This is a genomic window from Ruegeria sp. BG6 (assembly GCF_056538465.1).
Map to the genome: position 1 here is coordinate 59,648 of NZ_JBQFTB010000014.1, position 13,027 is coordinate 72,674.

A 13,027-nucleotide genomic window follows, 5' to 3' on the forward strand; every position below is an offset into this window, starting at 1 on the left:
GCTATTTCAGTGGCAGACAGATTTCAGTCAGCAGGTCTTCTGGCGCGGTGTCGCGCGGATCGTTGAGGTAAATTTCATAGCAAGGCCGATCCGCCGGTTCCTCGCCAGATTCAGGCAGCCAGTTGCCGAACAAGCTGTGATAGGCGGCGTGAATTCCTGAATACGGGCCTTTGTAGGTCAGCACAGCGGTATTGCCGCCGGGGATTTCCAGCGCTTCCATACCATCGGGGGTCGCACCGCCGCGATGTTCGGCACCGGCATAGCTGCGCAGTTGATCTTCGGGCACGTCATCGGGACTGTCGAGGTAGACCCCGATAACAGGACCCATCTGCGGCCACAGTTGGCGGGACTCGCACAAGGCACCAAAGGCTTCAAAGCTTTTGCCGATCTCGGCATAAGCGCCTTTGTGGGGCAGCGCGACAACGCGGCGGGCGGGTTCGGTTCGTTTCGTGACGGGATGCATTGGATATTCTCCGGTTCTGAAATGTGGGTTGGCTGGCAGGCATTGCCCGGCCTTGCGAAAACCGGCGGGGCTGCTGCCATAGGCCTCGGAAAAGGCCCGCGCAAAGGATTTCAGGTTGGGATAGCCGATATCAGTGGCCACCTGCGCAACCGGCTTGTCGGATTGCACCAGCCAGCACGCCGCCCGATGCAACCTGATCCGGCGCACGGCCTGCGCGCAGGTTTCGCCCGTGATGGCCCGAAACACACGATGCCAGTGAAACCGCGACATGGCCGCGACATCGGCCAGCGTGTCCAGTGACAAATCGCCTGCCGGGTGGTCATGAATGTAGGCCAAAACGCGCAGGATGCGATCTTCGTAACTGGCTGCCATCGGTACCCTTCCTTCTTCCTGCCTAACCGGGGTCGCATATTCCGCGACCACAAATCTTGCTGAATTCTCACCAACCAATACACTGAAACGCTACGATCTTCGCTTGGACCAATCCTGAGCCCGAACGATGGCCCAAAACAATGGACTTGCATGACATGTCTCACTCACTAGGTTGTCCGCGGTTTGGCTGCTTCCGCATTTTTTGACTTCTCACAGAGAAGCCAAAAACACTCTTCTGCCGACGCAGGGCATGATCGCCGGGCATTTGGCTCAGAACGATCCCAGGTCTGAAACCCTAATTGAAGATCGGCCAAGCCTTAGTCGGAAACTGATCAGCGATCCGTTCAGTGACATTCCGGATGCGATTCATCAACATCCGGGATCCGTCGATACCACGAGCAATAGTCAGATCTGTCGAGCCAAAAACACCGGATGGAAGTGAGAACCGTGTCTAAATGCCGAAGGTGGGTGCCGATGATCTGCCATTCAGTTATGCGCCTGTGAAACAGCCATACCCGCTACGGATCAGGTTCAGGACCCGGCTTGCCTTGTGTTGCATTCCTCTGGCGGCAAGTTCATATAGCGGGGAACTTCCGCGTTGAGAGGCGTCATGACCCAGTATCTGGATTTCGAAAAACCCCTGGCCGAGATCGAAGGCAAGGCCGAGGAACTGCGCGCGCTGGCCCGTGCCAACGAAGAGATGGACGTAGCCGAAGAAGCTGCTGCGCTGGACGCCAAGGCGGCCAAACTTCTGGATGAGCTGTACGACGATCTGACTCCGTGGCGGAAATGTCAGGTGGCGCGCCACCCGGAACGCCCCCATTGCAACGATTATGTCGACGCACTGTTTACCGAGTTCACGCCCCTGGCCGGTGACCGGAACTTTGCCGACGACCTTGCCGTGATCGGCGGTCTGGCGCGGTTCGACGACCAGCCGGTGATGGTGATCGGGCACGAGAAAGGCTCGGACACCAAGTCGCGGATTGAACGCAATTTCGGCATGGCCCGCCCTGAAGGCTACCGCAAGGCCGTACGTCTGATGGAGATGGCTGGCCGTTTTGGCCTGCCGGTGATCACGCTGATCGATACCGCAGGCGCCTATCCCGGCAAAGGCGCCGAAGAACGCGGCCAGTCCGAAGCAATCGCCCGGTCGACCGAGATGTGTCTGAAAATCGGTGTACCACTGGTCTCGGTCATCATTGGCGAAGGCGGTTCGGGCGGTGCGGTTGCGTTCGCTACGGCAAACCGTGTCGCGATGCTGGAGCATTCGGTCTATTCGGTGATCTCGCCCGAAGGCTGCGCCTCGATCCTGTGGAAGGACTCCGAGAAAATGCGCGAAGCGGCAGAGGCCCTGCGCCTGACCGCGCAGGATCTGTACAAGCTTGGCGTCTGCGATCACATCATCCCCGAACCCAAGGGCGGTGCCCATCGTGATCGTCCGGCGACAGTTGAGGCAGTGCGTGCATCAATCACTGCCATGCTGGCCGAACTGGCAGGAAAAGACGCAGCGGCCCTGATTAAGGACCGCCGCCAGAAATTCCTCGACATCGGATCGAATGGGTTGGCGGCCTGAGCCGTCAGCCCCCAAGCCTGCGCAGCAAGTCTGCCGAGGGTGTCCCAGTTACGGCCAGACCACTGGCCCGCTGGTAGTTGCTGATGGCGGCTTCAGACTTCTTGCCGATCACACCATCCGCCCCTTCCGTGTCATACCCGGCCGACGTCAAACGACGCTGCAACTCCTTGCGGTCCTCGAGGGTCAGGCCGTTCTCGTCCGGCCCGAACGAGGCCTGAAACGGCGCGCCGCCGGCGATCCGGTCGGCCAGATGCCCGACACCGATCGCGTAGCTGTCCGAATTGTTGTAGCGCTTGATCACCTGAAAATTGCGGAACACCGCGATGCGCGGTCCGGGCGTCTGCGGCTGCAGCACTGCGACAGGTGTGCCTGACACCGTTCCGACCTCGCCACCCCACTTCTGGCCCCGCACCCAACCGGCGCGCGCCAGATAGGCTGCGGTCGAGGCCAGCGAGTCTGTCGGGTCGTCCGACCAGATATCCCGTCGCCCGTCACCGGTGAAATCAACCGCGTAAGCCAGATACGACGTCGGAATGAATTGCGTATGCCCCATCGCCCCGGCCCAGCTGCCGGTCATATTGTCAGGGGTCGTATCGCCGTTCTGCAGGATCTTCATCGCTGCGATCAACTGCTTTTCAAAGAACTCCCCGCGCCGTCCGTCGTAGGCCAGCGTCGACAGTGCCGATACAACGGGCACATCGCCCCGACGCGCGCCATAGCGACTTTCCAGCCCCCAGACCGCCACCACGATTTCACGGTCGACGCCGTATTGGGCTTCAATTTGCGACAAGGTTGCGCCATGGCGCTGCAGCATCTGTTTGCCGGTGCTGATCCGCTCGTCCGAGGCCGCAATGGCCAGATAATCCTCGAGCGAGCGCTTGAACTCGACCTGGTTGCGGTCGCGTTCGATCACGCCTGGCAAATATCCAGCCCCCTGAAACGCGCGATTGATTGTGGTCTGTGAAATCCCCTGAGATGCCGCGCGTCCCTTGAACCCGGCAACCCAGGCATCCCAGCCTGCATTGGGCACAGCCTGCATCCGTGTGGCCGGCGCGCGCGCAGGTGAACTGATATCGGAACAGGCGGCCAGCAGCGCCGACCCAAGCCCCATAGAAAAGGTCCGTCGATTGATCATGTCTGAAATCTGCTCTTGTTGTGGTTTTGGCCAGAGTAGCGCAGACCGCGCTTTTGAGCCAGAACGTCGCTGGCCTGCGCCTGTCGCGAATGGGGCAACCGGGGTATCGTCGGCAATAAGCCGCCTAGCTGACCAGCAACCGCAAGCCCTGCGTCACATCGGACCGTACCGCCAGCCGTAATCCTGGCTCATCACCAGCCTTGAGCGCAGCTATGATCAGCTTGTGGTAGTGCGGCGGCTCTGTGCGCCTGAGCCGCCCATAGAGCGCGCGCATTGTCGGACCCAGTTGCAACCAAACGGTTTCCGCAATTGCCAGCATCGCCGGCGCCTGCGCCCGAAGGTACAAGGTGCGGTGAAACTCAAGATTGGCGCGGATATACCCGACCGCATCCCGTTTGGTTACCATTTCCGCAACCGTCATGTTGATGCTCTGCAGCCGGTCAATCAGCGCCATGTGCGCCCGCGGCAGTGCCCGGCTTGCCAGTTCAACCTCAAGCAGGGCACGCAAGGCCGCCAGTTCCTCGATCCGGTCATTGCCGAGTTCCGGGGTCGACACGCGACCTGACGACGACAGGGTCAGTGCCCCTTCGGCCGCCAATCGGCGCACCGCCTCGCGGGCCGGCGTCATGGATACGCCAAACTCTTTGCCGATCCCGCGCAGGGTCAACGCCTGCCCCGGGGCAATATCCCCATGCATAATACGGGACCTGAGCGTCCGATAGACGCGGTCGTGCGTTGCAGTCTGGGACTCGGTGGAACGTGCGGTCAACATACGCCCATGTGATCACAAATATCAGCCGGGTCAACTCGTCCCGGCTTCAAATCGGTACTGATGCAGCCGCGCCCCGTTGTCGCGCAACCACCGCCGCTGATCCTTGCAGGGTCCGAAAATCCGCTCGACCTGCGCCCAGAAGGCCGGAGAGTGGTTCATCTCAACCAGATGAGCCACCTCGTGGGCCGCGACATAATGCAGAATTTCTGAAGGTGCCAGAATCAGGCGCCACGAGAACATTAGCGCACCTGCGGAACTGCACGATCCCCAGCGCGACCGCGTATCCCGAAGGGTCAGGCTTTTGTACGGACGGCCCAAAATGGCGGCATAGTCATCGCAAGCTTCTGTCAACCGGTCGCGTGCGAGTTCCTTTAGGAATCGGGCCAGTCGTCGCCCCTCGGCCCCCGAAGGAACCGCGATCTGGTCGCCATGCAACAGGATCCTTCGCCCCGTCGCAGCAACGATTTTTCGCTCGGACCCTTCGATTGGAAGGAAACCGCCGATTTCCACCGGCGTCCGACCGGGCTGGTTCTGCAGATGCTGCCGGATCCAGTTTTCCTTTGTGCGGGCGAAACTCAGCGCTTCGGCCTCGGGCACGCCTTGCGGGAAAGTCAGCGTGACCCGCCCGTCCAGTTGGGAAATCCGCAGACTGATCCGCCGTGCCCGCGCCGACTTGCGCAATGTCAAAGGCACCGGAGGCGTCCCGGGCAATGCATGTTTCCCCATATCCCAACTTCTCCTGCGCAAAGGCTTTGACAGTGCCCGCCGCATGTGGCACGTGACCTGAATCGTTGATACGACTCACCTGATATCAAGGGGATTTGACATGCCCAAGGAAGAATGGGGCGTAAAGCGCGTTTGCCCGACCACTGGCAAGCGGTTTTATGACCTGAACAAGGACCCGATCGTAAGCCCCTACACCGGCGAGATCGTGGTTATGGAAACCGGCAAAAGCCGGATGATCGCCGCCGACGCCGAGGATGCTGCATCCGCCAAGGCGCGTGAATCGCAGTCTGACGATGACATCGCTCTGGACGATGACGTCGATGTCGATCTGGACGATGATCTGCTGGATGATGACGATGACAATGACAACGTGTCGCTGGACGACATCACTGACATGTCATCGGAAGACGAAAACTGATTTCGTCCCGAGGCGGCCCCCGGCCGCCTCGTTTCATTTTCCGGATCAGCAAGACGGCAAAAATTTTGCAAAACCGATTTTTTGGACTTGCACTATCCGGCACCGTCTCATAAACGTCCGTCCACCGCACAGGCGGTACCTGCATGGGGCCTTAGCTCAGTTGGGAGAGCGCTTGCATGGCATGCAAGAGGTCAGGGGTTCGACTCCCCTAGGCTCCACCAAACCTTCTTGAAGACACTTCGGTTATCCCTCGTTTCACCCCCCCAGACCCGCACAGAAGTTAGACGCTGATGGCGCTCAATTCGCGGCGCGTACCGGTGGCTGTGCAAATTCGGGCCGCATGGGCGATGCATTCTATTTCAGCTAGTTGTTCAGTTTCCGGGCAGCCTGCTTTGCTTCATATCGCTCCCATAGCCCCATGTGTCCATTTTGCCGCGCGTTTGCGAGCCAGAGCTTTTTTTGAGCATCAGGCATTTCCAAAGATCGATATTTCCCGCCCGAGTACTTTCCCCAGTCTATCGCAAGCCCAAGTTTGACCATTTCTGCCGATAAATCGCGACCGTCCTCCAAAAAGCATCTGGCGACAGTTCGCCCGTGGGTGTCCTGCTCGGTTACTTCCGCCCTGATTTTTTGTCCTTTGCAGAGGGACACCAGCGCCCACTTCGCTTTCTTTCCATATGGGTGGCTCATCTCTGGTGCATCTACACCAAACAAACGGATCTGGGTTTTTTTGATCACCAGAGTGTCGCCATCAACTACATACGCGGAACCAGTCAATACCGATACCTCTGGACGCGGGACCGTATGGCTTGGGTCGAAACGCGGCAGCTGCGAAGAGCTTTGCTGCGGGCCGGTGGTTATCTTGGGCTTTTCGCCCACTCGAGGCTGCCAGGGGCGCGCAATCGTGTTGTCAGGCTTGTTGCTGCGAAGCGCCAAAAAAACTGCACCTGCCAGAACCAGGCCCAATACTATCAAGATTTCCACGAAACAGGTCTCCCATAGCTTGTCAGAAAAAATGGCTTCACTAGAATTGGATCAACTCAAGCACACGCCGGGGTTGAATTTCTAGAGTATGTCATATTCACCCAATAAGATGTGACCTCATTGCCTCTCCAAAAAGGTCACTGGGTGCGCTTTGTGACGGTTCATCTCCGCTTCTTCATAAGGCCAAATAACTTGCTGGGTTTCAGTTAGTTCCTGATTTCCACGTCTTCTTGGGCGCTAAAACAAGATGGCAGGAAATCCAAAAAGAATGGCGACTTCGCATAAGCAGTCGCTTCGATGCGGTTCGATGTGCGTTCCGGCGTGAAGAATTCAGCGGATTTATTAGTAGCAAAGGGTCGCGTTATGAGTGTGGAGCCAAAGTTGAGATGACAGATAGATCGCGACCCAAAAAGACTGAGAGTAACGTGTTATTGGTGCTGGCATTGCCGCCCATGGCAAAGCCCTCCCTCTCAACGAGATCAGCCTTAATTGAAAACCAACGCCTTGACGGGCAGCAAAATTGTCTGTGCGCGCAAAACAATCGCGTTTGCGATACCCATCCCGTCCACAATCCGTGCAAGAAAAGCCGAAAAGCCAGTTATTTCACCGGCATCAATTTCCTTCGCCCGGCTTGTATAGGCAACGCCGACGCATGAACTTCCCGGGGGGATATCTTCCAGATGTTTCGGGAAGATTGGCGCAAGAAAGGCCGTCACAGTGCCGGGTCGCGCCCGATCCTGCTGATCCAGCAGCGCGTCCCCCGGCCTGAATTGCCCCGCAGCAATCGCGTCTTGCACCTCGTCCACGACCATCGGGATTATGGTCAAGGGTTTGGATGCGCAGGTGATTTCCACCAGCATGCCGGGTTTGAGCACGCTGGCCGAAATCTGACCGAAAGCCGCTATTAAACGCCCTTGTCCTGAGACGTCTGGCACCAGAATACCGGCGGGACGCAGAATTGGGTTAACAATGTCGCCCGGCTTCAGGAGGAATTGGGTTACAACCCCGTCCACCTCAGCGAATACGGTTGATTTCGAGATCTCGTTTTCGGCCTCCCGAAGCACGGCGCGCGCGCTTTCAAGCTGCGCAGGAAGAAGTGAGGTTTGGCGGAGTTTGGCACCATCGAGTGCCGCAAGTGCGGCTGCGCGGCGGCTCTCCGCCCCGGACACTGCCGTCTGCAACCGCTCCAGCTCCTGCTCGCTCACAACCGTATCGTTCCGCTCGGCTAGCTCAAGGCGTCGATCCAGATCGCTTGTTGCCTGCGCAAGATCTGCTTCCGCTGCCTCAACACCAGCAGCGGCTGCCGCGATTTCTGTTGCGGTCAGGCCCAAAGCGGCCTCGATCTCTTCTATACGGCGTTGAGCGGTATCTGTTGCTGCTTCCTGTCGGGTCGTGTCCAACCGGAAAATGGCGTCACCGGCGCTAACCGCATCATTGTTTGCGACATAGACCTCTGAGACGCGGCCACCGCGATCTGACAGTATGGTAACCGTGCGAAATGCGGCGGACACGTTCCGCGTTGAGGGGTGAAAATAGAAGATCACTGTGATCAGCGTAACGGCCAGTATTGCGCAGGCGGTCAAACCCCACCGCAATTCATACCAGACGTTGAACAGAGTTATTTCATGGCCCCATCTCTTGCCCTGCTTGTAGCGGCGGTACAGGTAATCCGGGACAATCGTGATCAATGCAGAGAATACCAACTCAAGCATCGTGGTTCTCCGAAAGGTCCACTTCGGTCCTGAGCGGCAATATCTCGTGCATAGGCACAGCTGCAATCAGAATGGCCGCGATCCAGAACGCATTGTTCAGCGTGAACAGCGAGATCAACCCAAGCACACCAACCAGTTGCATTTGAACCTTGTGCGCGCCTGCCGCCATGCGGTCGGGGATGGCTTGCACGGTAAAATACAATGCGCCGAAACCCAGCAGGACAACGACAAGAAGAAACCCAACAACGATCAAAAAGCCGTCTGTTTCCCCCGGAGGTGTCACCCAAAACGGGAGCCGCGCCATCGCCTCATCAGAGATAGAGCTGTTCACGTGAACCTCCTGTTTCCAAATGATCCCCGGCAAGGATAAGCGATTGAAATCAAAAAAACCAATCCTGCACGAGGCAACTCTGATCAGCCCCCGGCCCGATAGCGTGAACATAATGACGGGCCAGTGCCCGATATGACGTTGGACGGAATCCAGTTCGAGGTTCTCAAGCCTCCTGAGAAAGTGGTGCGCACGTCACTTCAAGCCATTTCAAGAAAGCACCTACCTGATCGGAAATGCGCCCCTTTCGGTAGACCGCAAAGTAGCAGGCCACCCATTTCGGCGGCACGTCGATAGCTTCCAGTCTGCCTTTATCCAGGTACTTTTTGGCGGTCACTAGAGGGCTTAGATGCAATCCGTAGCCTTGCAAGGCGGCGTCCAGCTCGAACTTCGATCCCCCCGGATCAACAAGCTGAAGGTCGTCGACGCGCAGGCCGAAGTCCCGGACGACACCTTCAAAGACTTGGGAACCGATGCTCTTGTCCTGTATCCACGGCACATCGGTCAGGTTTTTCGCACCCAACCTGACAAGCTCTGGTGTGCCGCATAATACGAACGGCGACTTTAGAAGCAGTTTCTGGGCCGCGCCGCTCCAAACATGGTTTGGCGGGCCTCCGCGTATCGCAATGTCAAAGGCTTCGATATCGACGTCCCAAGAATTTCCTTCCGCAGCGAATGACACTTGGATGCCGGGGTGTTCCGCCCAGAAGCCGCCAAGACGTGGCATGATGACCGCGTCGACAAATCGGACAGTCGTAGACACACTCACACCGCGAGCGGCCTCCTGAACCGTCACATCATCAATGCCTTTTGCGATCTGTTCGAATGCGTCGTTGAGCGTGCTGGCCAGCGTCCGACCGGCCTCGGTCAAAGCAAGTCCGCGGCCCTCTCGGCGCACAAGTGGAATCCCCAGATCAGCCTCAAGCTTTCGCACCTGTTGGGCAATTGCGGCAGTGGTTACGTTCAGTGAACGTGCCGCGGCAGAATAGCCGCCTAAACGGCCGGTCGCCTCAAACGCCCGAAGGGTCGTAAGCGGCGGCAACTTATGCCAGTCAATAAGATTCATTCAGTAGACATACTTAATGATTGCTATTTTTTTTGCCTCGCAAGGTACACCAAATGTGACTATTGTCGAGAAATACACCTGATGGGAATTGAACAATCCGTGGTGTAGCTATCTGAAATTGCGATTGCCCTAAAAGCCTGTCGAAATGCGTTGCAATGCGATCGTCCTGCAATGCGTTTTGCGTTGACAGTTGGGTTTGAACAACCGGCAAGGACCAATCGCCGCAAATGCTTGGAGGCCGATATGACTATCAGGATGACCATGCTTTTTACTGGAATAGGGTTGGCTATCGCGGCACCGGCGCTGCCCGACACCAAAGCCGAGACTCCGCAAGCCGCACACACTGCGTATCTTGCAGCGATCAACTCGAACAAACTGGATCAATTCCTTGAGACGGTCACTGATGACGTGGTGTTCATCGCACCCGGCGCGCCTGTCATGGAAGGCAAAGCCAAGGTCGGGCCATGGGCGCGCGGGTATTTCGACGCCGTCCACACCCGTTGGAAAAAGCAATCGCTGGAATTTGTTGTGGCGGCGGACTGGGCGTTTGAGCGTTATGAGTTTACCGCCACCGATGTTCCGCGTGACCCGGGCCCTGCCACTGTTTCCACCGGCCATGGCATCAATATTTACCATCTTGAAGATGACGGAACATGGCGCGTGGCGCGGGATATCTGGTCCAACGCGAATACCTTCAGCGCCGGCAGATCAATCGCGTCGGCGTGTTCGGGGCGTGCCAAACCTTGCTGATCAAAAGATTCGATTGGTTGGCACGCCGCCCAAATGGCTTGGACACATACCGGATCGGCCGCTTATTACCGGGTTCCGTCCTCGGCCAACTACATTGGCCTCCGGACGGAACCTGAAAAGTACTTTTCTCGGCAACCGAAAGGCCCAACCCGCAGATCGGGCATGAGCAAATTACTGGGCCACAACTTCCTTGCAGCTGCCTTTGCCCCATCCGGATTTGCTGCCCGAAGCCGAATAGTCAAACGTGCCAGTCTTGAGATTCACGTTGTAATTCAGGGTAAAGCCGTCACCGATATACAGGTAAGTCAGGGTGTCGAGGCCGGGATACACCTCAGCCTTATTGTCGATATCACCAATGGTAATATGCCCTTTGTTCTGGCCCTCGTATTTGACCAGCGTGGCCGCCATTTCCGGATATTTTGCATCCGCCGCTTCACACTCGAACACCCGGTCTTCCGCAACTGCAGCGACGGGTAAGTACACAAGAAAAGCTGCTAACTTTTTCATTTTTTGTTTCCTGGCATATTCTGTTCGCCGACGCCCGCTAAGGGCAGTTTGAGGCATAATTTTGCAAAAAATCTGGCTACTCTGTGCACGGCAAGACGGCCATCAGATTTGATCTCGAAGCGGTCGTTTTTGCCGGGTCTTGCGCGAATACTGAAATGGAGTATCCCGAGCCGGTCGGAACGGCAGTTACTTAATCAACGAAACCCCAATCCCTCGGTTTAGCGATGCTCGGAGATGACGGTCGATTGGTCGCCGCAACGTCCACACACGGCCTGCCCCAGTGGCTCTGAAGCCGAATCTGCCCCGCCCGTCCGGGTCCCGCCGACCCCTTCCAAAGCCAGCGAAGATCAGACGGACCCCCTCAATCACGCAGGTTTTCCGGCGCAGCAAGCGCCCGGCGATGCCGCTGAGTGACCACCTCAGGTCGCTTTTTCCTTCCGGCGGCAAAGCCGCGCATCCTGAAGCTTGACAAGTCCCCCGCCTGTGCCGCATGTCCGACCCGTTGGTGTCCATCCCTGGATGGATGAAAAGGGAATGCGTCAGCGGTTTTTCCGTCAAACGCAGCCGCCCCCGCGACCGTGACCGGAGAGGGTGCCCATAGCCACTGGCCGAAAGGCCGGGAAGGCGGGACATCTGCCAGAGCAAGCCTCTGACATCCGCAAGCCGGGAGACCTGCCAGCACCCGAAGAAGAAACCGGGCGGGGTGTTCCGGTGTCGGGTCCATGTGCAGACGCGTGGCCCGCATGAAACCCCGTCCCCCGCGAAGAGGATTTGGGGGGATGAGAGACATGACCGAGACCGCACCAGTCGAGTTGCTGGTCTGTACCACGTGCCGCCGTGGACTGCCCGTCGAGGATGATGAAAAACGCCCCGGCACATTGCTGCACAAAGCGCTGCAACAGGCCGACCTGCCCGAAGGCATCACGCTGAAACCCGTCGAATGCCTGTCGAACTGCGATCAGGGCTGCTCGATCGTGCTGCGCGGTGGACCGGGTCGCTGGACCTTTGTCTATGAGAACCTGAACGAAGCCGAACACGTTGACGTCATTGTCGACGGTGCGACCAAATATCTGGCGACCGAGGACGGCTTGATCAAATGGCGTGAGCGCCCCGAACATTTCCGCAAAAACTGCGCCTCCCGCATTCCCCCGATTGGAGCCCTGAAATGAGCACTCTTGAGAAATTACCCGTCACTGTGATCACCGGCTTTCTGGGCTCGGGGAAGACAACGCTGGTCAAGCACCTGATGCAGAACCCGCAGGGCAAACGTCTGGCGGTCGTGGTCAATGAATTCGGCGACGTGGGCGTCGATGGCGATATTCTGAAATCCTGCGCCATTCCCGATTGTCCGGCAGAGAACATCATGGAACTGGCAAACGGCTGCATCTGCTGCACCGTGGCCGATGATTTCATACCGACCATCGAAGCGCTGATGGCGCTGGACCCGCGCCCCGATCACATTCTGATCGAAACCTCCGGCCTCGCCCTGCCCAAGCCGCTGCTGAAAGCCTTTGACTGGCCCGATATCCGCTCGAAAATCACTGTGGACGGCGTGATCGCTCTGGCCGATGCCGAGGCGGTCGCGGCAGGTCGCTTCGCTCCGAATGTCGAGGCGGTGGATGCCCAGCGCCTGGCCGATGACTCGATCGACCACGAAACGCCTCTTTCCGAGGTGTTCGAGGATCAGATATCCTGCGCCGATATCATCCTGCTGACCAAGCCCGATCTGGCAGGGCCAGAGGGTGTTGCCAAAGCCAAAGAGGTCATCGCAGCCGAGGCCCCGCGCCCGCTGCCCGTCGTAGAGGTTGCCGAAGGCGTCGTAGACGTCCGCGTCGTGCTCGGTCTGGAAGCCGCAGCCGAGGATGACATGGACGCGCGTCCGTCGCATCACGACGGTCACCACGACCACGAACATGACGATTTCGAAAGCATCATCGTCGAACTGCCGGAGCAAAGTGACCCACTCGATCTGGTTGCCAAGATCGAACGTCTGGCCAGGGAAATGAACATCCTGCGCGTCAAGGGGTATGCGGCAGTTTCCGGCAAACCGATGCGTCTGCTGGTTCAGGCTGTCGGTGCCCGGGTGCGTCATCAGTACGACCGCCCCTGGGAACCCGGCGAGGAGCGCCGCTCGCGTCTTGTGGTCATTGCCGAGCACGACGACATCAAAGAGGCCGAAATCCGAGACATCCTCGTGGGTGTGACCGAGGCCGCCGAGTAA

14 protein-coding genes, 1 tRNA gene and 1 riboswitch are annotated in these 13,027 nt (G+C 58.1%); of the genes, 6 read left to right on the forward strand and 9 right to left on the reverse strand.

Going from position 1 to position 13,027, the window contains the following annotated elements; genetic code table 11:
• Position 1: 1 nt before the first annotated feature.
• Positions 2-835: an AraC family transcriptional regulator gene (locus ACR0JW_RS19920; RefSeq protein WP_170682100.1), complete on the reverse strand. Its 834-nt coding sequence runs from the start codon at positions 833-835 to the stop codon at positions 2-4.
• Positions 836-1,445: 610 nt separating this feature from the next.
• Here ACR0JW_RS19920 and ACR0JW_RS19925 point away from each other — a divergent pair.
• A complete protein-coding gene (locus ACR0JW_RS19925) occupies positions 1,446-2,408 on the forward strand; it encodes an acetyl-CoA carboxylase carboxyltransferase subunit alpha (protein ID WP_480714353.1) in 963 nt (320 codons plus the stop codon).
• A 4-nt stretch (positions 2,409-2,412) separates the two neighbouring features.
• Here ACR0JW_RS19925 and ACR0JW_RS19930 read toward each other — a convergent pair whose 3' ends face one another.
• The 3 genes from ACR0JW_RS19930 to ACR0JW_RS19940 form a co-directional block, all read right to left on the reverse strand.
• Positions 2,413-3,543, reverse strand: a complete 1,131-nt coding sequence (locus ACR0JW_RS19930) for a lytic murein transglycosylase (protein WP_170824796.1) — start codon at positions 3,541-3,543, stop codon at positions 2,413-2,415.
• 124 nt (positions 3,544-3,667) lie between these two features.
• On the reverse strand, positions 3,668-4,315 hold the full coding sequence (locus tag ACR0JW_RS19935) for a GntR family transcriptional regulator (RefSeq protein ID WP_170682103.1): 648 nt from the start codon (positions 4,313-4,315) through the stop codon (positions 3,668-3,670).
• A 30-nt stretch (positions 4,316-4,345) separates the two neighbouring features.
• Entirely contained in the window at positions 4,346-5,041 is a 696-nt protein-coding gene (locus tag ACR0JW_RS19940; protein ID WP_170682104.1) for a YgjP family zinc-dependent metalloprotease, read from the reverse strand.
• Between the two features lie 100 nt (positions 5,042-5,141).
• Here ACR0JW_RS19940 and ACR0JW_RS19945 point away from each other — a divergent pair, with 100 nt between their 5' ends.
• Together ACR0JW_RS19945 and ACR0JW_RS19950 are read left to right on the forward strand one after the other, a co-directional pair.
• Positions 5,142-5,459: a TIGR02300 family protein gene (locus ACR0JW_RS19945; protein ID WP_170609631.1), complete on the forward strand. Its 318-nt coding sequence runs from the start codon at positions 5,142-5,144 to the stop codon at positions 5,457-5,459.
• A gap of 145 nt (positions 5,460-5,604) precedes the next feature.
• A tRNA-Ala gene (locus tag ACR0JW_RS19950) sits at positions 5,605-5,680 on the forward strand.
• A gap of 142 nt (positions 5,681-5,822) precedes the next feature.
• Here the strand turns inward: ACR0JW_RS19950 and ACR0JW_RS19955 are convergent.
• The 4 genes from ACR0JW_RS19955 to ACR0JW_RS19970 form a co-directional block, all read right to left on the reverse strand.
• Positions 5,823-6,443 (reverse strand): thermonuclease family protein, encoded by a 621-nt coding sequence (locus tag ACR0JW_RS19955; protein ID WP_170682405.1) that lies wholly within the window; start codon positions 6,441-6,443, stop codon positions 5,823-5,825.
• A 485-nt stretch (positions 6,444-6,928) separates the two neighbouring features.
• Positions 6,929-8,155, reverse strand: coding sequence for an HlyD family secretion protein (locus ACR0JW_RS19960; RefSeq protein WP_170682404.1), 1,227 nt, complete (start codon positions 8,153-8,155; stop codon positions 6,929-6,931).
• Positions 8,148-8,486, reverse strand: a complete 339-nt coding sequence (locus ACR0JW_RS19965; protein ID WP_170682403.1) for a hypothetical protein — start codon at positions 8,484-8,486, stop codon at positions 8,148-8,150. The genes ACR0JW_RS19960 and ACR0JW_RS19965 overlap by 8 nt, the downstream gene beginning before the upstream one ends.
• Positions 8,487-8,649: 163 nt before the next feature.
• The gene (locus tag ACR0JW_RS19970; protein WP_170682402.1) at positions 8,650-9,549 is read right to left on the reverse strand and encodes a LysR family transcriptional regulator; all 900 of its coding nucleotides are present in this window, start codon (positions 9,547-9,549) and stop codon (positions 8,650-8,652) included.
• A gap of 243 nt (positions 9,550-9,792) precedes the next feature.
• On the opposite strand from ACR0JW_RS19970, the gene ACR0JW_RS19975 reads away from it, so the two are divergent.
• Positions 9,793-10,299 (forward strand): nuclear transport factor 2 family protein, encoded by a 507-nt coding sequence (locus ACR0JW_RS19975; protein WP_170825353.1) that lies wholly within the window; start codon positions 9,793-9,795, stop codon positions 10,297-10,299.
• A 171-nt stretch (positions 10,300-10,470) separates the two neighbouring features.
• Here ACR0JW_RS19975 and ACR0JW_RS19980 read toward each other — a convergent pair whose 3' ends face one another.
• A complete protein-coding gene (locus ACR0JW_RS19980; RefSeq protein ID WP_170609619.1) occupies positions 10,471-10,806 on the reverse strand; it encodes a hypothetical protein in 336 nt (111 codons plus the stop codon).
• A 486-nt stretch (positions 10,807-11,292) separates the two neighbouring features.
• Positions 11,293-11,500, forward strand: a riboswitch (cobalamin riboswitch).
• A 94-nt stretch (positions 11,501-11,594) separates the two neighbouring features.
• Between ACR0JW_RS19980 and ACR0JW_RS19985 the strand changes: the two genes are divergently transcribed.
• Positions 11,595-11,975, forward strand: a complete 381-nt coding sequence (locus tag ACR0JW_RS19985; RefSeq protein ID WP_480714354.1) for a DUF1636 family protein — start codon at positions 11,595-11,597, stop codon at positions 11,973-11,975.
• Positions 11,972-13,027, forward strand: coding sequence for a cobalamin biosynthesis protein CobW (cobW, locus tag ACR0JW_RS19990; protein ID WP_170682399.1), 1,056 nt, complete (start codon positions 11,972-11,974; stop codon positions 13,025-13,027). The genes ACR0JW_RS19985 and cobW overlap by 4 nt, the downstream gene beginning before the upstream one ends.

Bases quoted from the DNA above. Each gene is read 5' to 3' on its own strand.
- ACR0JW_RS19920 (WP_170682100.1), bottom strand. From the start codon at position 835: ATGGCAGCCAGTTACGAAGATCGCATCCTGCGCGTTTTGGCCTACATT.
- ACR0JW_RS19925 (WP_480714353.1), top strand. From the start codon at position 1,446: ATGACCCAGTATCTGGATTTCGAAAAACCCCTGGCCGAGATCGAAGGC.
- ACR0JW_RS19930 (WP_170824796.1), bottom strand. From the start codon at position 3,543: ATGATCAATCGACGGACCTTTTCTATGGGGCTTGGGTCGGCGCTGCTG.
- ACR0JW_RS19935 (WP_170682103.1), bottom strand. From the start codon at position 4,315: ATGTTGACCGCACGTTCCACCGAGTCCCAGACTGCAACGCACGACCGC.
- ACR0JW_RS19940 (WP_170682104.1), bottom strand. From the start codon at position 5,041: ATGGGGAAACATGCATTGCCCGGGACGCCTCCGGTGCCTTTGACATTG.
- ACR0JW_RS19945 (WP_170609631.1), top strand. From the start codon at position 5,142: ATGCCCAAGGAAGAATGGGGCGTAAAGCGCGTTTGCCCGACCACTGGC.
- ACR0JW_RS19960 (WP_170682404.1), bottom strand. From the start codon at position 8,155: ATGCTTGAGTTGGTATTCTCTGCATTGATCACGATTGTCCCGGATTAC.
- ACR0JW_RS19970 (WP_170682402.1), bottom strand. From the start codon at position 9,549: ATGAATCTTATTGACTGGCATAAGTTGCCGCCGCTTACGACCCTTCGG.
- ACR0JW_RS19975 (WP_170825353.1), top strand. From the start codon at position 9,793: ATGACTATCAGGATGACCATGCTTTTTACTGGAATAGGGTTGGCTATC.
- ACR0JW_RS19980 (WP_170609619.1), bottom strand. From the start codon at position 10,806: ATGAAAAAGTTAGCAGCTTTTCTTGTGTACTTACCCGTCGCTGCAGTT.
- ACR0JW_RS19985 (WP_480714354.1), top strand. From the start codon at position 11,595: ATGACCGAGACCGCACCAGTCGAGTTGCTGGTCTGTACCACGTGCCGC.
- cobW (WP_170682399.1), top strand. From the start codon at position 11,972: ATGAGCACTCTTGAGAAATTACCCGTCACTGTGATCACCGGCTTTCTG.